The sequence below is a fragment of the Brucella tritici genome (assembly GCF_008932285.1).
Classification (GTDB): domain Bacteria; phylum Pseudomonadota; class Alphaproteobacteria; order Rhizobiales; family Rhizobiaceae; genus Brucella; species Brucella tritici.
Genome location: NZ_WBVY01000001.1, coordinates 418,983 through 437,216 on the forward strand (window position 1 = coordinate 418,983; position 18,234 = coordinate 437,216).

The window sequence follows — 18,234 nt, forward strand, 5'->3', positions numbered from 1 at the left end:
TTAACTTTCGCTCTTCCGCCTGACGAAAACCTGTTCGAACTCTGCCTGTCCGGGCAAGCCTGGCTTGCTGTCGAGATGCTCATCACTATCTATAGCTTGGGAAGGGAGCATGGATGACGGTGAAAATGATGAATGCGGATACCTATAGTTCGATGACAGACAAGAAGCCTTTTTCTGTTCCTGCAAATGAAGTCGAGCGACTTGAAAGCGTCCGCAGCCTCGTTTCCGTCTCCAACATCGGACTGCCTGAGCTGGATACGCTCGTATCGCTTGTGAAAGAGGTCTTTGGCGTCAGCACGTCTGCTCTCAACATTATCGATGAGGACTGGCAGCGTGTCGCGGCCAACGCAGGCGAAAAGGTCAGCAGTTGTCCGCGCGAACTGACCGCATGCACCTTCGTCGTGGAAAGCGGCAAGCTCTTCGTGATCGAAGATATGGTTGAGAACGATTTGTTCTGTTCGATGCCCTATGTGACCGGGGAGCCTCGTTTCCGTTTCTATGCCGGAGCACCGGTGTCTATCGATGCCGGATTGACCGTCGGCTCACTATGTATTGTCGATAGCAAGCCACGAAAAATCTCCGATGCGGAGCGAGCCAAGCTCGAGGACTTCGCCCGCGTTGCCAGCGGGCTGCTGCGCCTGCAAAGGACCAACAAATTTTTGAGCGATGATTCCAACGCTCTCAAGCGCCTTGCGCTGACTGATCGGTTGACCAAGCTTTATAATCGCGGCGCTCTTACCGAGCTTGCCGTTCCACTGATCGAAAAAGCCCTGGGAGAGGGAAAGCCGATTGGTGCGTTACTGATCGATCTCGATCGGTTCAAGGCAGTCAATGACACTTATGGTCACCTGATGGGCGACGCGCTTCTGATTGAAGCAGCGCAACGTTTGCGTTCTGCCTTGCGGGAAAGCGACATTCCTGTGCGTGTGGGCGGTGACGAATTTGCGGTCATTCTTCCAGATGAAGATTGTATGGAAAGCATTGAGTCCGTGGCAGGGCGGGTCGTCGAAGCTTTCCGCGAACCCTTTGTCATTCATGGCGTCAATCTGGATATCTCGGCAAGCGTTGGTGCGGTTCTCGCACCGCGTGATGGTTCTACGCCGCAAGCGCTGGCCCGCAATGCAGACATCGCGCTCTATGAAGCAAAGGGTAAGGGCCGCAATTGCTATAGCATTTTTGGGAAAACCGAAAGCAATAGTTAATAAAAACAAATCGTTATAGATAAGTCATAGAGTTTGCACTAACTAAAAAGCCCGGACCAAGGAATGGGCCGGGCTTTTGTATTCTGACGTTCGACGTTTAGTCGAGCACGTAGCAGGACTTGGCTTTTCCGCGGGCTGGATCGCCGAAGGCGCGGTTGTCACATTGGACGCCATTGCGGAAGATGCCTTCCGTGAAGCGGCCATTTGCGCCGTAACGGACACGCTTGCGACCGTAGAATTCGCAGAACCCGCCTTCATTCGCGCAACGGGTCCAGTCGCGGTCCCGATCATTGTAACGGTCGCCATAACGATCCGGACGACCGGGGCGATCAGGGCGGCCCGGACGATCCGGTCTATCCCAGCGGTCCTGAACCACGAAGGAACAGCTTTTCTTTTTGCCCGGTGCCGGGTCGCCGAAGACACGGTTCGAGCAGGTGACCTGTGGCCGGTCGATGAAGCGTGACGTATTCTGTCCGCCGGTGCCATAGACCACTTCAGCCGGGTAGGGCAGCTGGCAAACTCCGTTCTCGCTTGCGCAGCGCTGCAACTGGGCCGCGGAGGCCGGTGTGACGAGCGGCGAGAGGACGGCCACCAGGCCGCCAAGGCATAGTGAAGCAACAGTCGTCTTGAGTGCAGGTATCATAATGAGTCCCTCTGATATCGGTGGAATATGCTTTAGTTCCGATATCTTGAACAGAGGATGAATGTGCCACACCCAATGGGAATTTTGCGAGGTGGTTAAAAATCCCAGGAGACGGGGTCGACATTCATTTCCTGCTCTGGTTTGCTTGGGGCAGGAATGAGGATCGGAAATGCACCATCTGCCTTTCAGTTTCAAATCGATTGTCGTTGTTCTGGCGGCCATGATTGCTGCCGGGTTGTATGTTGGCCACAAGACCAAGGAAGTGCGCCAGACCTCGCTTGTTCAGCGCATCGCGCCGACTGAAGCCGGAATATAATCCGGCGGCCACTCCTGAACGGCTTTCTTTCCCGCAGCTTTCATGAAATGAGAGTGAAACGCTCACGTTCACTCTTCGGAAGGTTGCATCCATGCACGGCGAATACAAAGTCCACGGCGGAAAACTTGTCGTTGTCGATCTGGATGTTCGTGACGGGCGTCTGAGTGATGTGCAAGTGGCGGGTGACTTTTTCCTGGAGCCGGACGAAGCGCTGGAGGATATCCGTAACGCTGTCGAAGGTCTTTCTGCGGATGCGTCGTCGGAGCAGATTGCAGACGCGGTGAGGGCGGGCCTGCGGCCCGACGCCATGATGCTCGGCTTCAGCCCGGAAGCAGTTGCGATTGCCGTCCGGCGTGCCCTGGGCGTTGCCCGCACATGGCGGGATTTCGAATGGCAGATTGTTGAGATGCCTGCGGTTTCGCCTGCCATGCATCTCGCGCTGGACGAGGTTCTGGCGCAGGAAGTTGCCGCTGGACGCCGTGCGCCCACACTGCGCTTCTGGGAATGGGAGCGCCCTGCCATCATCATCGGCGCGTTCCAGTCGCTGCGCAACGAAGTCGATATGGACGCAACGCGGGAATTCGGCGTCGAAACTGTCCGTCGCGTTACCGGTGGGGGCGCGATGTTCGTGGAGCCCGGCAGCACCATAACCTATTCGCTCTATGCGCCTGGTGAACTCGTGCGTGACATGAGCTTTGCCGATTCCTACGCATTTCTGGATGATTGGGTGCTGAAAGCGCTCAATTCACTCGGCATCGATGCCTTCTACAAGCCGCTCAACGATATTTCGAGCTCCAAGGGCAAGATCGGCGGCGCGGCACAGAAACGCTTCTCCAAGGGGACAGTCCTTCACCATGTCACCATGGCCTATGACATGGATGCCGAGAAGATGGTGCAGGTCCTGCGTATCGGGCGTGAGAAGCTGAGCGACAAGGGCACGGCAAGCGCTGTCAAGCGTGTCGATCCTGTCCGCAGCCAGACTGGATTGCCGCGCGAAGAAGTCATCAAGCGCATGAAGGATATGTTCGTGTCGCTGAATGGCGGCGTGAGCAGCAAGATCACGCCTGAGGAATATGTGGCGGCCGAAAAGCTTGTGGTCGAGAAATTCTCGACCGAACAATGGTTGCACAATATTCCTTAAACCGTCCGCCAGCTCTTCAATCGCGAAGCGGGGTGACTTGACCGTGCCGTCATGGCATAGGGAGGTCGCAACGCGACCGCGTTGCATTCCACTCCATCCAACAAAGTCCTCCCGTTCCATGATCCGCATCGACAATATCAGCAAGTCCAACAGCCATCGTATTCTCTATATCGAGGCTTCTGCCGCTTTGAATCGCGGTGAAAAGATCGGCCTTGTCGGTCCCAACGGTGCAGGCAAGACAACGCTGTTTCGCATGATTACCGGCGATGAACTGCCGGACGAGGGACAGGTCTCTGTCGAAAAAGGCGTGACGGTCGGTTATTTCGACCAGAATGTCGGCGAAATGGGCGGGTGTTCCGCCGTTGCGGAAGTGATGGAAGGTGCAGGCCCCGTCAGCGTCGTTGCGGCAGAACTCCGCGAGCTGGAAGCCGCGATGGTCGACCCGGATCGTATGGACGAGATGGATGCGATCATCGAACGCTACGGTGAAGTGCAGGCGCGCTACGAGGAGCTGGACGGCTATGGTCTGGATGGCCGTGCGCGCGAAGTTCTGGCCGGCCTCAGCTTCACCCAGGAAATGATGGATGGCGATGTCGGCAAGCTCTCCGGCGGCTGGAAAATGCGCGTTGCGCTGGCGCGCATTCTGCTGATGCGCCCTGACGTGATGCTGCTCGACGAACCAAGCAACCATCTTGATCTCGAAAGCCTCATCTGGCTGGAAGCATTCCTCAAGAACTACGATGGTGCGTTGCTGATGACCTCGCACGACCGCGAGTTCATGAACCGCATCGTGACCAAGATTATTGAAATCGACGGCGGCTCGCTCACCACCTATTCCGGCGATTATGGCTTCTATGAGGGCCAGCGGGCGCTGAATGAAAAGCAGCAGCAGGCGCAGTTTGAACGCCAGCAGGCCATGCTTGCCAAGGAAATCAAGTTCATTGAGCGCTTCAAGGCGCGTGCGTCCCATGCCTCGCAGGTCCAAAGCCGCGTGAAGAAGCTGGAGAAGATCGACCGTGTGGAGCCGCCACGCCGTCGCCAGACTGTCGCTTTCGACTTTGCCCCGGCGCCGCGTTCGGGTGAGGACGTCGTGAGCCTGAAGGGCGTGCACAAGACTTATGGAAGCCGAACGATCTATGACGGTTTTGACTTCATGGTTCGCCGCCGCGAACGCTGGTGTATTATGGGCATCAACGGCGCAGGAAAATCGACGTTGCTGAAACTGGTTGCAGGCGCTGCCGAACCGGACAAGGGCAATGTCAACATCGGTGCCAGCGTCAAGCTCGGCTATTTCGCGCAGCATGCGATGGACGTGCTCGACGGCGATGCAACAATTCTGGAATGGCTGGAAGAGCGTTTTCCAAAAGCAGGGCAGGCCCCGCTTCGGGCACTCGCTGGTTGCTTCGGTTTCTCCGGCGACGATATCGAAAAGAAGTGCCGTGTGCTTTCGGGCGGTGAAAAGGCGCGTCTGGTCATGGCGGCCATGCTGTTCGATCCGCCAAATTTCCTGGTCCTCGACGAGCCGACCAACCACCTTGATCTCGACACGAAGGAAATGCTCATCAAGGCACTTGCTGCCTACGAAGGCACGATGCTGTTCGTATCGCACGACCGGCATTTCCTTGGCGCCTTGTCGAACAGGGTTCTGGAACTGACACCGGATGGCATTCATCAATATGGCGGCGGCTATACGGAATATGTGGAGCGGACGGGGCAGGAGGCTCCGGGATTGCGTTCATGACGCATGATTTACGACAAAATTTGCGTCGCTTAATCAAAATAAGCCATTGATGCACATGCGCGGTTCAGTTAGAAACGCGCATGAAAAGGCTTCGAGCCTTCCGGCAATGCACCCGTAGCTCAGCTGGATAGAGTGCTGCCCTCCGAAGGCAGAGGTCACAGGTTCGAATCCTGTCGGGTGCGCCATAAAAATCAATGACTTAGCGAAATTATCGATTTGGCCTAGGTAGCAAATAGGTAGCACGACGGCGGGTTTCGTCCCGGCGTTGCGGGCGAGTTTGCCTAGCCCCTATTCGACTCGAAGCCGGAAACATGCGCGCGAGTCGGAACGCCATGCGACGCGGCTGAGAGTCTTTAGACTCTTAATCAGACTCTTAATCGCGTCTGAGTCCTGTATGGCTCCTTTTGGCTGGAAAGGGACCGTATAAACCTGAAGCCGCTTTCGTTTCGGGCGAGTCTTTTTGCGCTTAGCAGCGTCCGAGTCTTAAAGCCATACAATGGCACGGTGCCATTAGCCTTACGAACCTGAACCCTGTTTCTTATCGGACGAGTCTTTTCAACGTTTGCCGTCGTTCGAGTCTTTGGGCCATACAATACGCCGCGCGGATGGACCGTATAAACCTGAAAGCGCATTGCCGTGACCAATGAGTCATAAGGCACCCTTTGCCAGTCGAGTCATGTGCGCAGTTGCCGCCATCGTCAGCCCCTTTCCCAAATATATCCAAAGCACCCACCTCAAAATAGAGGTTAAAGCCAGCTTTTAAGTGCTTGATGTTGCTTGCTTTTGATCCTCGTTAACATTGTTGACTAAGTATATCCTACAAGTCATGGTGTTTGCATTCAAATGATTGGAAAGACAAGTGAGCCATACAGTTGGAGTTAATCATGGAAAAGGAAACGCTTTTACTTAGGCGGGATGCTGCGGAAGCTCTAAGCGCCGCAGGTTATCCCGTAAAATCAACGACGCTGGCGAAACTTGCTTGCCGAGGTGGCGGGCCAAAGTTTCGGCGGTTTGGACGGACGCCGCTTTATCGATGGGCGGACCTCTTGGATTGGGCCGAGGCGAAATCCTCACCAGTCGGCACGACCACAACCGAATGCGAAACCCTGCGCAGCGCCGCTGCTGCATGACCCCACGGAGACGAAAAGCGATGAATTACATTTCAGACGACAAGATCGAAAGCGCCCGGTTGGAGGCCAAGCTCGGAAGTTTCCGGGCCGGTCCCGGCATTTCGGCCACGGATCACCTCAACGGCCAAACCGTGCCAGCCTACGACAAAGGCTCGGACACGGTGGCGTTGGGCATTAGCGAAAGTGCCGCGATGCACAAGCGGGACATGGAACGCCTAAAGGCTCGCGAAGCGGTGCGGACGAAAGTCTTCGCCGCATTCCCGGACGCTCCAGCGGAGATTCAGTCCATTATGTACAACTATCCCAAGGTAGAGGCGTGGCTCGCCGCGCTCGCTGAAAAGGAGCAAGCCCGATGAAATCCGAAGACTTTTATCACGCCGCCAGTGCCCGCCTCTTCACCCGCGAGCAACTGGACCAGATTGCGTACCGCTATCAGCAATCTGCAGCGCTTTACCCCGACGAGCACGAGCGCGTTGCCCGATACATCCAAGACCACAAGCTGGTCGGGCACCGGGAAGTGCTGGAGCACTATCTGCGTAGCAATCTGCCGATGAGCGACCTCGCCCTCAATGTCGTCAACGCCTTTGCCGACTCCACCGCGACAGGGGCTTATGACAGAGGCGCGGAACGAGGCGCGCCGACGCATGGGCTGGAGACCTATGGCGGCGTTGAATCGGCCGCAAGCCGTCTGTTCACCAGCACGGTGAAACCGGAGGAACGGTGATGGCGCGGACTCCGTTTGGGGCGCTGCTGGAGGAAGCCGAGGCGGCGTTCATAGCCGGGGATGATGCGGGCTGGCGGGACGCCATGCGGGTGGCGCACAGGGCCGTGGCGGAGGTGCGTGCATCTTCCGATCCGGTCAAGCAGTTCATGGCAGGACTTCGAGGGCTGCGGGAATTGCGGGATTGGCATCGGCGGGCGGGCCGGGAAGCGTTGGCGCGGGATGCTGATCGTGCGGTGGAGGAACTGGAGGTCTGGGCCGCGAAGTTGGTGGCAGCGCGGATGAATTGAGGCGCGGGCATGGCCCCCGCGACGGGACTGGCGGGAGGTATCTAATGTCTCGTTCCGCCAGTCCTCTTTTTTCGAAAGGTAACGAGGTGAACGGTGATGACTGCTGACGTAATTTCACTGGACGAAGCCCGGAACCGGTTGCGGATGCAGCCGGAACTGGTTGCACAAGACGAGTTTTTCCGGGGCATGTATTTGCTCCGGGAGGCTCTGGAACTGATCGAAGCTTTGCCGGGAAAGCGGGCCGGAGATGCCTACGACCGCCTATGCCAAGGAATGCGGGTGGTTTTTGATCGAGAACGGAGGCTGGGCCGTGGGTGAGGTTTTGAAGATGGACAAGGAAGTGACCGCAGAGGTGGTGCGCGAGCTAGACGCCACTGACCTTGCGTTGCTGACCGCAGACGATCTGGCTATGAAAGACTTGCTGCCGGTGCCGTCGAAGCCGAATGAAGTGCAGACCTTTAGTTCATTTTTGGACCGCAAGCAGGCACGAAAGGGCAAGGCGCAGGCGGAACTGAACCGCCAAGCAAACCCGGGCGGCTTCGCGCCGTCGGTGGCGAACGCAAAACTGGCGATCACCAAGCTCGGCATTAGCATGAAGTTCGACAAGTTCCACATGCGGATGGAGATTGACGGCTACGATAAGCCCGTTGGTGAGGCTTTTGCCGACACAGTGCTGAAGCTGCGCGATGTTGTGATCGAGAATTTCGACTTCGATCCCGGCCAGAGAAACGTGGAAGATGCGGCAAGATTGCTTGCGATGCAGAATGCCTTCGATCCGGTGCGGGAATATCTTGATGGGCTGGTTTGGGATGGAACGCCGAGGCTGGACACTTGGCTTTCGATGTACTTGGGCGCGGCGGATGACGAACTGACGCGGGCCATTGGCTGGGCAGTGCTGGTTGCCGGGGTTCGGCGCGTACGGCGTCCCGGCTGTAAGTTTGATGCAATGCTGGTGCTGGAGGGGCCGCAGGGGCGCGGAAAGTCATCGGCGCTCAAGGTGTTGGCCGGAGGTGATGACAATTTCACCGACGCCCTCGATTTCCGCCAAAACTATAAGGAGCATCAAGAACTGCTGCTGGGAAAGTGGATTGTCGAAGCGCCGGAATTGGACGGGCTGGGCCAATCGGACGTGCGGCGGGCAAAGCAGTTTATCTCAAAAACCCACGACCGAGCGCGCGCGGCCTATGCCCGAACGGTTGAGGAAGTGCCCCGTCGCTGCATCCTGATCGGCACCACGAACGACGACCATTACCTGAAAGACCCGACCGGAAACCGAAGGTTCTGGCCGGTGGTGACGGGAAAGATTGATCTGGCCGCGCTGCGTGAAGCACGTGATCAGCTTTGGGCTGAAGCCGCGGCGGTTGAGCTCAGCGAAGCCGACCCGGTGACGATCCCGGAGCATCTGTGGACGGTTGCTGCCGAGCGGCAAGCCGAGAGAGTTGAGGCCGATCCGTGGGAAGATACGCTCGCCGCGCTCCTACCGAAGCTTGCTAAGCGGGCCGAAGGCGAGCTTCGTATCGCCACCAGCAGCATTTTCGCATCGGCATTGGCGATGGAGATGCCGAACGTAACGAGACGGGATAGCCGGAGGCTGGCTGATTGCATGAGGCGGCTGGGGTGGACGGGGCCGAAGCTGATCTGGGCGGGAGATAAGCCGGTTAGAGGCTATGTGATACAGGATGGTATGGCCCTAACCGATGGTGAATGAAAAAATACAATAAAAACAATGTCCTAACCGTCTAACTGTTCATAACGGTTATAACACGAACTTTATAGACTTCCTAGGACACTAAATCCCTTCAATCCCCTTATCAGTTAGATCAGTTAGAACGGTTAGGATTTCTTCCATCCCATTGCAAACATGGGATTTTCATCCCTAACCGAAACCGGGGCATTGTCCCTTTCATAACCGTTATGTGGAGGCAAAAGAATGGCCGAGGGTGAAATCCTAAGCCCAGCGCTCGCCGCGCTGTTGCAAATCATGACCTCGACAGAGGTGGCAGAGGCCAAGTGCGTCGAGGCCGCGAAAGCTATTATTGAGTATGAAGCGCCGCAAGGGGTCTACGACCTCACCCACCGATATTTGCTCGGGGTGGCGGAGGACGACGAACAATCAACGGATTTGCGGCTGGAGGCGTTGAAGCTGCTGCGAAAGGTGGAGGCGCGCCGGGTTGTTCCGGGAGTGGCGAAAGGTGAAGATACGGAAAAGGCGAAGCGATTGGCGCAGAGGCTGGAAGCAGCGCGAGAACGGGTGGATAGGTTTCGGAAAGAAACGTGGCCAGCCGCGACGACCGAACCTGTGGAAAAACAAGCCCACAATAGCGAAGCCTCAACATAAACTGCTACGCTACAAATGGGTAAGTGGGTTTCACTGAGGGCTTGAAATGGAGCAATCTAATACAGACGCGATTAGCAAAATCGCGATGCCGAGCGTCTTAGACAAAGAAATTTCTGATTTTTCCAAGGATGCTTTCGGGCATCAATATTTTGCAAAAGCACTAGAGAGCCTGATTGAAGGGCCACATAAGCCTCCATATAGTATCGGTCTGCTTGGCTCATGGGGGACAGGTAAAAGCTCGATTAAGGAGCTTTACCTCTCGTCATTGGCTTCAGGGTCTTCAGCATCCAAAGGAAAACAACGGAGAGATCGATTCAAGCCGGTAACCTTCAATGCGTGGAGATATGGTGGTGGAGAAGATATTAAGCGCGCGCTCCTTAGGCATGTCTTTATCGAACTAGGCGGAGACGACGTAGAACTTAGACGCTGTTTATATCAGCAAGTCACCGACACGGCCCAGAAAAAGCGGTCTTTGAGCGATTGGGGCAAAGAAGCGCTGGCTCAGAACTTTGCCTCTTTGTTGTTGTTTTGCGTACTCTTTATCGTCGTAATGACCACAATCTACCTTATTGCAAAATGGCTCGGAATAGATGGTGGTTGGAGTGTTGCCACCAGTATCGCCTTTGGAACAGCGGTTGCGGGATTTCTTGCAAAGTGTGTTGTTGATATACGGCTAAAATCTCCGACACTCTTTAATAATCAGACTGTCATATCGTTTCCGACAACGAGCTCTGAGGAATATGAACGCCTTCTTGTTGAGCAAATTCACGCGTTCAGGAAGACCAAAAGTGGGAAGTCGATAGAAAGACTGGTCATTTTCGTAGATGACTTGGACCGTCTTTCAGCTTCTGAAATGGTTTCGGGTCTGGATGCTGTCAGAACTTTTTTGGAACTGCCTCTTGCCAATGCCTCTGACGACTTTGGTGTAGTATTCGTTATATCGTGCGATGAAGATAGAGTGGCGGAAGCGTTGTCCCGTGGGCGTGGAAAACTGAATCCAGAGTTACCGGGATCTGTGTTCACGCGATATGATGCAAGACGCTACCTTGATCGCCTGTTTCAATTCCGTTTGGAAATCCCGCCATTTCCGAAGCTGGACATGCGTCTGTTCGCTGAAAATAAACTACGTGAGGCAGGCAGCATCGTTGCCGATTTGGAGAGCAGAGAGGTCCGAGTTCAAGATTTGATCGAACGCCTTATTCACGTTGGAGTCGAAAGCCCTAGAAACGCGGTCCAAATAGTAAATTCTTTCGTTCAGTCATGGTGGGTTGCGGTACTGAGGGAGCGCGATGGAGCAGGTTCTGTTCTGCCCGGCGTACTGTACGAGGGAGCGGTGACAAATCATCCGTTCGCTTTGGCTGCGTTGTGTGCATTAAAAGTGGATTTCCCCGACTTTTACAATGAATTACAGAAGAGACCAGAACTTATTCGCGAGTTTGACCGAGTAATTTTCAAGAATGAATCTTTAGAAAATCTCGCTCCGGGTGCAAAATACGCCCTGAAGGATTTTCTAATGCCATCAAATGACGCAGATAAATCTCCCAATCAAGTAAGACAAGAATATAGGGGGCTTCGTCAGTACTTGTCTAGCCTACAAGATCTGCGATGGCCAAAATCTTTGCAACCTTTGCTCCTGTTGGCGCAAGACACAATTTCTCGGAAGTTTGGTGACAGCGCGCCAGAACTTCATGATGCTTTTGTGTCCGGTGATACGCAAGGTGTCCTTGAAATATTCGGTCATCATCTCGACCGAAGTGATTTAGAGGTGGACCATATAAAGCTTCTCAAGCAACTCGCTAAGGGGCTATCTGATGAGACCGAGGCTCGCCGTATTAATGCGGCGAGAGTATTAGCTGACTTAGCTCCCCGGATTCCCTCGCAATTGCGGAGAGGTTTGATGGTGCCTTTGGCCCGTCAAATGAGCACCTCGAAAATAACCAGAATGAACGTCGGACCAGAGGCGGCGCAGGAAATCATCGAATCCATTCCTTCAATCGACCGACAAGATGTGGTCGCAGCGTTTGCTGGTGATCTGCTGATCAAGCAAAAGTTGGATTGGCAATTGCCAAACAGGCAAACTCCTAACATTGACGAGCTTACCGTTAGTGTTAAAGCAGCTGTTGATCTTGTTTTATCGGTCCTTAAACGTGATGGACTAAATCAAAACACGGCTGTTCTTTTGAAAGAGTGGCTCATCGTTCGCGAAATTCAGTCGGCAAACGCTGAAAAAGCTCTGCCGTTTAGCGAACTCGAAAAGTGGGTGAATGAGTACCCAGACCAACTACTGCCACTGCTCAATAGTGAGTACAGTCGTCTTGCCATCGATGCAATTGATAAGGATGCAAATTCGATTGCGGACAAATCTCAAGTTTTCGCGAAATTGAATACCGTTTTCCGCCATCTTGCAAATAATGGGGAGGAAGATCGGAATCTTTTATGGCCACAACTTTCGAAGCTCGTCAGTGTTGAAAATTCTGACGCAGTTTCAGTGGCATGGATCGAGGCAAACCGTAGCGCCAATCTGAGTTCGGCGATTCAGTTGCGGGAGTTTCTAAGTGCTTTCGCAACACGCCTAGACAAAGACATGCTTGCCGAAGGGGCTTGGCCACTCGACTGGAAGGCTGGCGGAGCAAAATTCCTAGACCTGATGGTAAGTTGGAGAGAACACATCGATTTAAAGACGGCATCTGCAATAAGTCCGTTAGTGTATTCGTGGGCTTTGGGCTCTGATACAGCAGATTATATGGTTAGAGCGGCTGATATTCTGAGGGAAACTCATAATGATGTGTGGCATGAGTTTGTTGATGGTGTAGTTGATGATGAATTATTTACTCTACCTGAACAAACGCTGACGTATCTTTCATCACGAGTTGGGGAATTAACTGACTCGGAGCGCACAGACTTAGTTCAACAGATGGACGCTTTTGTAAACAAGACGCAACTCAGCGATAATACATTGAAAGGATATGCCGGTTTTGCTCGTGGAATCTCCAAGTCGGAATGGTCGCTCTCGCCTTTTGAATCCCATTGGAAGAACCTCAGTAGCCGCCTTGTGGCGATGAGAAACGATACGAAGTACCTTGATGGGTTATTTCCAGTAAGCCGCGATATTCTGGTTTCAACACCTGATGGAGAAGCCGGGGATTTGTTACACAAGCTGTTCAGTCAAACAGCAAATTCTATAGATCAAAACTCCGTCCTCCATAAACACATGATAGGTTTCTGGCCTGAGGAAAGTGATCAGATTGGCGATTATGATCCGACAGGTATTGCTAAGAGTGCTCTTCAAATAATCAAAGGTAATCCATCATTTGCGGGTGCGGGATATATCTTCAGGTCCGTCGTTGAGTTGGCAAATAAAGAGCTCCTCGTCGAAGAGTTGGATTCAGAAATTGCGAGTGCTTCTATTGCTTTGTGGCCGCATAATGCAGAAACGGTGCTTGCTACTATTGACCTAATAGCGCCCATGCTATCGCCCACACATGTTGTTAGTTTGCTTAAAGGGCAACAAAGTTCAGACGACGTGAGTTTCGTCGCCGGAAAAATGGCCAAAGTTTCGGATAATGCTGAGATCATTGCTGTTACTAAAGAGATACTGTCGGCTGAACCTCAGGAAGTAGGTGAGGAAGCCGACGGAGTTCTTTTCATGTGGTTATCGGCATTGGATGAGCAAACAAGCGTTGTTCAAACACTTCTCAGTGACGACGGACTGACTGACGAACAATGCTATCGATTGTTAAACTATGTCGTTCAGCTTCGTAAGAAATTCAGCTTCGATTTCATAACTGAAATCGTAAGGGATTTTCTTGTGCACACAAATAGAGAAAAAACAAAGCAGTTCCTCGCGGAAAGACTTTCCGTTATTTCTGATGTTGCTGCCGATGGCGAGCAGCAATCAAAAATATCTAGGGTCCTCATTAGCATTATACCCCAAATAGCAACAAAGCACCTTCGAATTGTTGGCTCGGTGATCGAGAAGTTTGGCGCGAGCGGACACCTCGAGCGCGATAAGGAGGTTTTAGATCAATTAGACGCAGCGCAACTGAAGATTTTGTCAGAGTGTTTTCCAAGCTCGCGTCCATTGAGCAAGCGTCTACGTGACAAGGAAAAAGACGCGGCAGAATAGTAAACATGCGGTGTGCGGAGCGGTTCGCTCCGCACACCAAAAAACCTACGTCGCGTTTTTCAAAATCCTAAACACACTCGCCCGCCCGATCCCCAGCTTCGTCGCGATAGCGTCCGCCGTCATCCCTCCGGCCTTCAACCGTAGCACATCCTCCGCTTTCGCCCGCGCAGTCGGCGCTCGCCCCTTATATTTCCCCTCGGCTTTGGCCTTCGCGATCCCTTCGCGTTGCCGTTCCAGCATCAATTCCCGTTCAAACTCCGCAATCGACCCCAGCAAATTCAGCATCAGTTTGCCGGTCGGTGTGGCGGTGTCGAGATTCATCGATAGGATACGGAGCGCCACGCCCTTCGTGCGAAGCGTCTCTGTGATCGCCACGAGGTCCGCGACGGATCGCGCAAGACGGTCAAGCTTGGTGACGATAAGCGTGTCGCCCTCGCGTACGTAATCCAGCGCCCGCTCAAGTTCAGGGCGCTTGGTAGCCACAGAGGATAATTCCTCTTGGAATATGCGCGACGCTCCCGCAGCGGACAGATCGCGGAGCTGGGCTTCAAGGCCAGCTTTCTGGTCGGTGGTTGATGTGCGAGCGTAGCCAACGATTGCGGCGGTGGACATGACGGACTCCGATAGTCTCACATAACTTTATAAGACTGTGATACTGACGTATCAAAAAGTCAACTCCAATGTGTGTGATACCATCAGTTGGCATTTTTCCGAGAATCGCTAGGGCTTGCCCTATTGATACTGCGCGCGAATACGGTGCTGTGAGGTTGAGCCATATGCATGGGTTCGGGCGTAGGATGGCGTGGCTAGCCATGGATAGAATGCATCGGGAAACGGGACGGAATGGTGCCGCCATCAAGCGCGGCGATGATAGTCGGTAGTTGTATCCATCGAATGAAATATCGCGCCATGCGCCGAATGCGGGGCGAAGATCGGTATGGCCCAGCATTGCGCTGTCGAGCTTCCTTGCTTATCGTTCCAATATGGGACTGGGTGGGACCGACATTTATTCAGCAGTCTGCAAAGCCGTGCGTAATGGTGAATTGGTTGAACCGTTTCGCGCCTTAGATGTGCGACGGGTTGCACCCGGCTGGACCTATCCTCGGTATTTCGAATTCCTCGCTGACCATTGCACCGACAAGCAGTCGCCCGATGTTGCGCTATTCGTTCGCGTCGCCAAGGGACGCTATCGGCTCAATGATCAGAAGGCTGGGTAGGCCGAGGCCCTCCCACCCCCTTAAGGTTTTGAGCGGCGATGGGGCCGTTTCGCCGGATGGCACCCACCATCTGCCTGACCATGTCCCTCGCAAATTTTGTGAAGCATTTTGGATGGTATGGCTCGGGTGGCAATCGGGCTCGCGTTTCAAGAAGTAAAGCTATCTGAACCGATAGAATCCTGACTTCACCTCCTTGAAATCCCCTCCCGATATTCGAGATTTTCTCTTGGCATCTAACGCAATGCAAAGTAACTTCCCAGACGGGTATAGGGGAGTTGCAAACAATTGGCTTCAAAACTAAAAATCAAGATGGGTGATGTCGAATTTGAATACGAGGGCGATGCTCAGTTCGATACTGAAGCAATAAAAGACCTTTTTAGCCATTTGGAGAGTCTGGTTGGGGTAACGCCTGTTGCAGCCTTCAGCTCTACGCCAGATAACGGCGTAATCACCGCATCTGGCGTAAGTGAAGATCGTTCCGTAGCTAACTTAAACATGGCCGTTGGGACGATTGCCGCCCGCTTGTCGGTGTCTAGTGGACCAGAACTAGCTCTCGCCGCCGCAGCTTATCTCCAATTCACTCAAGGAATGGCAAGCTTCAGGAGAAATGACCTGTTGAAAGCGATGCAAAGCGCTACGGCCTATTACAAGTCGAGCATGGGCAGCAATATTTCAAAAGCTCTGAAAACTTTAGTGAGCAACAAAAAGCTGAATGAACTAACAGGGAGTGCTTACTCGCTGACAGCTGCCGAGCAGACATCAATAAGGGCCCGCCTTGAAGCTGAGTGATACAGAACTAAAACTGTTGCTTCAAGCAGACGGCTTGCAACGAGTAGATCGTGTTCTATTAACGCTCGCGGCTTTTTCCAATCCGGCAAGCGTTAAAGACATCCGCTCGAAGGCAGATTCAGTTGGTTGCAAGATGACCGGCTGGAATATCTCCAGCATAATAGCCCGATCAAAGGGCATGGCCATTCAGATTAAAGGCGGCTATGAACTTTCCGAGAAGGGGAAGACCAAGTTGCCAGCGCTGGGTGTAACGTGGAGTAACCCAGCAACAACACAGGTTGCAGTAGATCTTAGAAAACACCTTGCCAACATCACTGATAAAGATACGCGCGGTTTTGTCGAAGAGGCTATTGCTTGTTATGAGGCCCGACTTTTTCGTTCTGCCATAGTTATGGCGTGGCTTGCAGCGGTCGATGTCCTAAAAAAGACAGTTGTTAAGTCCTGCCTTCCGCAGTTCAATGCTGAAGCAAAGCGTTTGGATGCGAAATGGAAAACTGCGGTAACGGCAGATGATATCGGGGCGATGAAGGAAGCTGACTTCCTCAATAGACTTGTCGCTATCTCAATCATTGGAAAGAATACCAAGCAGCGACTTGAGCAAGCACTTACTCTTCGCAATGGAGCCGGTCATCCAAACAGTTTGCAACTTGGTCAGAATGAAGTGGCGGCACATATAGAGGCGCTACTTAAAAATGTTTTTGAAGTTTTTTCACTTTAATTCTTGCTTCAACTCTGCGATTCGGTAAGCGCCGCCCACGGCTAGTTCGGCTTGGTCGAAGGGCCGTGGTGACAATATGAGATGAAGTCCTGATCAGAGATCACGTCAATTACTCGTCAATGCAACGTCGCCAACCGTATCCGACTTTAATACTTACCGCTCAGGCTACATCCGATCGAACACGTACGTTGCGGCGAATGTTGAATTGCCTCTTCGGCTTTAGCGCGTTTTGCCACATAGATTTTTTGCGATTTTCCCAGCGAGCCCTATCTAGGGCATTAGTTTTCTTACTGTTTCTTCGGCCACGGCATCAGCCGCCGCAACCAGCACCGCGTCAGCAAAGTGAACGTACCTCGCCGTGATCGTCGTGCTTTTGTGACCGAGCAATGCTCCAATGGTCGGTTCGCTATAGCCAAGATCAGCAGCAAGGCTTGCGAAGCTGTGCCGAAGGGTGTGGAGGGTGATGCCCGCTGGAAGCTTCAGCTTCTCCCAATGCGTTTGCAGTGCCAAGGTTTCGCCTCGTGCGGGGATGAAAACCACGCCGGTGGATTTCGCCGGGCCGAGCGTATCACAAGCTGCTTCGGAAAGCGGACGGATGCTGAAGCCAGTCTTGGTATCTCCCAGCGTAGCCGTGCGGCGTTCGAGGTTTACCTCTTCCCAACGCAGCAGGCTGGCCTCGCTGCGCCTCCATCCCGTTAGGGTGAGGAAGCGAATTGCTGCCAGCGCCGGGGGCCACATGTCGTCACGGGCCAGCGCCTTGCCCAGCGCTTTATATTCCTCGTCGTTAAGGCGGCGCATCTTGCGAGCATCCGCTGGCCGGATGACGCCGTGGACCGGATTGTCGGGCCGCAGGCCCAACCGAACAGCGTAAGTGAAGATGCCGCCGAGCAGGCCAACCGTTCGGCTCGCCGTGCCGGTTCCGCCCCGCACCACCGATTTTCCCCTCGGTTTTTTTGTCTTCTCGATCTTCGCAGTTTTTCCCTTCCCCACATCGTTCATGAAATCCTCGATGTCTTGGCGGGTGACTTGAGCTACTGACTTACGACCAAGGAGCGGTTTGATATGGCGTTCGATGCGGCCTCCATCGGTCGCGAGGGTTGAGGCTTTCTTCGGACGACGCATCGTTGACCCTGCGTCCTTGAGGTACTGGTCGCATAGTTCGGCAACTGTCTGCACCGAGAGGCGCGCGGCAGTCGGACTTTTACCTTTCACGACTACTTCGCCGAGGAGGCGTTGTGCTTCGGCCCTCGCAGTATCCGGCGTCCACGGCGCTCCGTGCCGCCCGATGGTGATCTTGTGCTGGCGTCCGTCCTTGGTGCGGAAAAAGAGAATGTAAGAGACGGATTCGCCGCGTTGCCGTCGCGCCCCGAAACCTGTCACGGTGCTATCCCATATAACCGAGTTCGGTGGGAGGGCGGTTATGTCCCGAATGCCAATCCGCTTCTTTGGCTGTGCCATGCGATGTTGCCTTCAGTTTGCTTCCTAGGTAGCAAATAGGTAGCATAAATGGGCAATTCGTGGCAATAGCGGGAAATCATGGGATACTAAAATGAGTATCAAAATCAATGCGATGTAAATTAAATCAACTTTAGGAAAATCTGTATTTCTGCCCTCCGAAGGCAGAGGTCACAGGTTCGAATCCTGTCGGGTGCGCCATAAAAATCAATGATTTTGAAAAACTACATTTTGGGATGGGTACCATGTAGGTACCTTGATGGCTGGTTTCATTCCGGCCTGGTGCGCGATTTGCCTCGGCGTCATCCGACTCGAAACATGAAAATAGCGTGAGAGTCGTAACTGCACTTGCGATGCAGGGAATCTGTCAGCGTTGAGTCCTGTTCAAATCTTGTGTGGTTCTGTGC

16 protein-coding genes and 1 tRNA gene are annotated in these 18,234 nt (G+C 53.6%); 14 read left to right on the top strand and 3 right to left on the bottom strand.

Annotation, left to right across the window (positions count from 1 at the left end; translation table 11 throughout):
- The first annotated feature begins 113 nt into the window (after positions 1-113).
- Positions 114-1,202, top strand: coding sequence for a sensor domain-containing diguanylate cyclase (locus tag F9K94_RS02130; protein ID WP_151643376.1), 1,089 nt, complete (start codon positions 114-116; stop codon positions 1,200-1,202).
- A 97-nt stretch (positions 1,203-1,299) separates the two neighbouring features.
- Here the strand turns inward: F9K94_RS02130 and F9K94_RS02135 are convergent, their stop codons facing one another.
- Positions 1,300-1,845, bottom strand: a complete 546-nt coding sequence (locus F9K94_RS02135) for a hypothetical protein (RefSeq protein ID WP_151643378.1) — start codon at positions 1,843-1,845, stop codon at positions 1,300-1,302.
- 169 nt (positions 1,846-2,014) lie between these two features.
- Here F9K94_RS02135 and F9K94_RS24355 point away from each other — a divergent pair, with 169 nt between their 5' ends.
- The 10 genes from F9K94_RS24355 to F9K94_RS02185 all read left to right on the top strand — a co-directional run bounded on the left by F9K94_RS24355 (position 2,015) and on the right by F9K94_RS02185 (position 13,648).
- Positions 2,015-2,161, top strand: a complete 147-nt coding sequence (locus F9K94_RS24355; protein ID WP_155723812.1) for a hypothetical protein — start codon at positions 2,015-2,017, stop codon at positions 2,159-2,161.
- Positions 2,162-2,252: 91 nt separating this feature from the next.
- Positions 2,253-3,302, top strand: coding sequence for a lipoate--protein ligase family protein (locus F9K94_RS02140; protein WP_151643380.1), 1,050 nt, complete (start codon positions 2,253-2,255; stop codon positions 3,300-3,302).
- Positions 3,303-3,420: 118 nt separating this feature from the next.
- Positions 3,421-5,043, top strand: coding sequence for a ribosomal protection-like ABC-F family protein (abc-f, locus tag F9K94_RS02145; protein WP_151643382.1), 1,623 nt, complete (start codon positions 3,421-3,423; stop codon positions 5,041-5,043).
- Between the two features lie 108 nt (positions 5,044-5,151).
- Positions 5,152-5,228 (top strand) — tRNA-Arg (locus F9K94_RS02150).
- A gap of 965 nt (positions 5,229-6,193) precedes the next feature.
- Complete coding sequence (locus F9K94_RS02160; RefSeq protein WP_151643386.1) at positions 6,194-6,529, top strand: hypothetical protein; 336 nt, start codon at positions 6,194-6,196, stop codon at positions 6,527-6,529.
- Positions 6,526-6,897: a hypothetical protein gene (locus F9K94_RS02165; protein ID WP_151643388.1), complete on the top strand. Its 372-nt coding sequence runs from the start codon at positions 6,526-6,528 to the stop codon at positions 6,895-6,897. Before F9K94_RS02160 ends, F9K94_RS02165 begins: the two co-directional genes overlap by 4 nt.
- On the top strand, positions 6,897-7,184 hold the full coding sequence (locus tag F9K94_RS02170; protein ID WP_151643390.1) for a hypothetical protein: 288 nt from the start codon (positions 6,897-6,899) through the stop codon (positions 7,182-7,184). The genes F9K94_RS02165 and F9K94_RS02170 overlap by 1 nt, the downstream gene beginning before the upstream one ends.
- Positions 7,185-7,431: 247 nt before the next feature.
- Positions 7,432-8,892, top strand: a complete 1,461-nt coding sequence (locus F9K94_RS02175) for a virulence-associated E family protein (RefSeq protein WP_151643392.1) — start codon at positions 7,432-7,434, stop codon at positions 8,890-8,892.
- A 222-nt stretch (positions 8,893-9,114) separates the two neighbouring features.
- Positions 9,115-9,522, top strand: a complete 408-nt coding sequence (locus F9K94_RS02180) for a hypothetical protein (protein ID WP_192799426.1) — start codon at positions 9,115-9,117, stop codon at positions 9,520-9,522.
- A 46-nt stretch (positions 9,523-9,568) separates the two neighbouring features.
- Positions 9,569-13,648 carry a KAP family P-loop NTPase fold protein gene (locus tag F9K94_RS02185; protein WP_151643394.1) on the top strand — a complete coding sequence of 1,360 codons (4,080 nt, stop codon included), beginning with the start codon at positions 9,569-9,571 and terminating at the stop codon, positions 13,646-13,648.
- A gap of 45 nt (positions 13,649-13,693) precedes the next feature.
- Here the strand turns inward: F9K94_RS02185 and F9K94_RS02190 are convergent, their stop codons facing one another.
- On the bottom strand, positions 13,694-14,260 hold the full coding sequence (locus F9K94_RS02190) for a recombinase family protein (RefSeq protein WP_151643396.1): 567 nt from the start codon (positions 14,258-14,260) through the stop codon (positions 13,694-13,696).
- Between the two features lie 269 nt (positions 14,261-14,529).
- Here F9K94_RS02190 and F9K94_RS02195 point away from each other — a divergent pair, with 269 nt between their 5' ends.
- The 3 genes from F9K94_RS02195 (at position 14,530) to F9K94_RS02205 (ending at position 16,372) form a co-directional block, all read left to right on the top strand.
- Positions 14,530-14,865 carry a hypothetical protein gene (locus tag F9K94_RS02195; RefSeq protein ID WP_235920559.1) on the top strand — a complete coding sequence of 112 codons (336 nt, stop codon included), beginning with the start codon at positions 14,530-14,532 and terminating at the stop codon, positions 14,863-14,865.
- 285 nt (positions 14,866-15,150) lie between these two features.
- On the top strand, positions 15,151-15,654 hold the full coding sequence (locus F9K94_RS02200) for a hypothetical protein (protein WP_151643398.1): 504 nt from the start codon (positions 15,151-15,153) through the stop codon (positions 15,652-15,654).
- Positions 15,641-16,372, top strand: a complete 732-nt coding sequence (locus F9K94_RS02205; protein WP_192799427.1) for a hypothetical protein — start codon at positions 15,641-15,643, stop codon at positions 16,370-16,372. Before F9K94_RS02200 ends, F9K94_RS02205 begins: the two co-directional genes overlap by 14 nt.
- 270 nt (positions 16,373-16,642) lie before the next feature.
- Here the strand turns inward: F9K94_RS02205 and F9K94_RS02210 are convergent, their stop codons facing one another.
- Positions 16,643-17,830 carry a tyrosine-type recombinase/integrase gene (locus F9K94_RS02210; protein WP_151643400.1) on the bottom strand — a complete coding sequence of 396 codons (1,188 nt, stop codon included), beginning with the start codon at positions 17,828-17,830 and terminating at the stop codon, positions 16,643-16,645.
- Positions 17,831-18,234 lie beyond the last annotated feature (404 nt).

Coding starts and splice junctions, on each gene's coding strand:
- F9K94_RS02190 (WP_151643396.1), bottom strand. CDS start 14,260: ATGTCCACCGCCGCAATCGTTGGCTACGCTCGCACATCAACCACCGAC.
- F9K94_RS02160 (WP_151643386.1), top strand. CDS start 6,194: ATGAATTACATTTCAGACGACAAGATCGAAAGCGCCCGGTTGGAGGCC.
- F9K94_RS02170 (WP_151643390.1), top strand. CDS start 6,897: ATGGCGCGGACTCCGTTTGGGGCGCTGCTGGAGGAAGCCGAGGCGGCG.
- F9K94_RS24355 (WP_155723812.1), top strand. CDS start 2,015: ATGCACCATCTGCCTTTCAGTTTCAAATCGATTGTCGTTGTTCTGGCG.
- F9K94_RS02185 (WP_151643394.1), top strand. CDS start 9,569: ATGGAGCAATCTAATACAGACGCGATTAGCAAAATCGCGATGCCGAGC.
- F9K94_RS02210 (WP_151643400.1), bottom strand. CDS start 17,830: ATGGCACAGCCAAAGAAGCGGATTGGCATTCGGGACATAACCGCCCTC.
- F9K94_RS02165 (WP_151643388.1), top strand. CDS start 6,526: ATGAAATCCGAAGACTTTTATCACGCCGCCAGTGCCCGCCTCTTCACC.
- F9K94_RS02180 (WP_192799426.1), top strand. CDS start 9,115: ATGGCCGAGGGTGAAATCCTAAGCCCAGCGCTCGCCGCGCTGTTGCAA.
- F9K94_RS02140 (WP_151643380.1), top strand. CDS start 2,253: ATGCACGGCGAATACAAAGTCCACGGCGGAAAACTTGTCGTTGTCGAT.
- F9K94_RS02175 (WP_151643392.1), top strand. CDS start 7,432: ATGCCTACGACCGCCTATGCCAAGGAATGCGGGTGGTTTTTGATCGAG.
- abc-f (WP_151643382.1), top strand. CDS start 3,421: ATGATCCGCATCGACAATATCAGCAAGTCCAACAGCCATCGTATTCTC.
- F9K94_RS02130 (WP_151643376.1), top strand. CDS start 114: ATGACGGTGAAAATGATGAATGCGGATACCTATAGTTCGATGACAGAC.
- F9K94_RS02135 (WP_151643378.1), bottom strand. CDS start 1,845: ATGATACCTGCACTCAAGACGACTGTTGCTTCACTATGCCTTGGCGGC.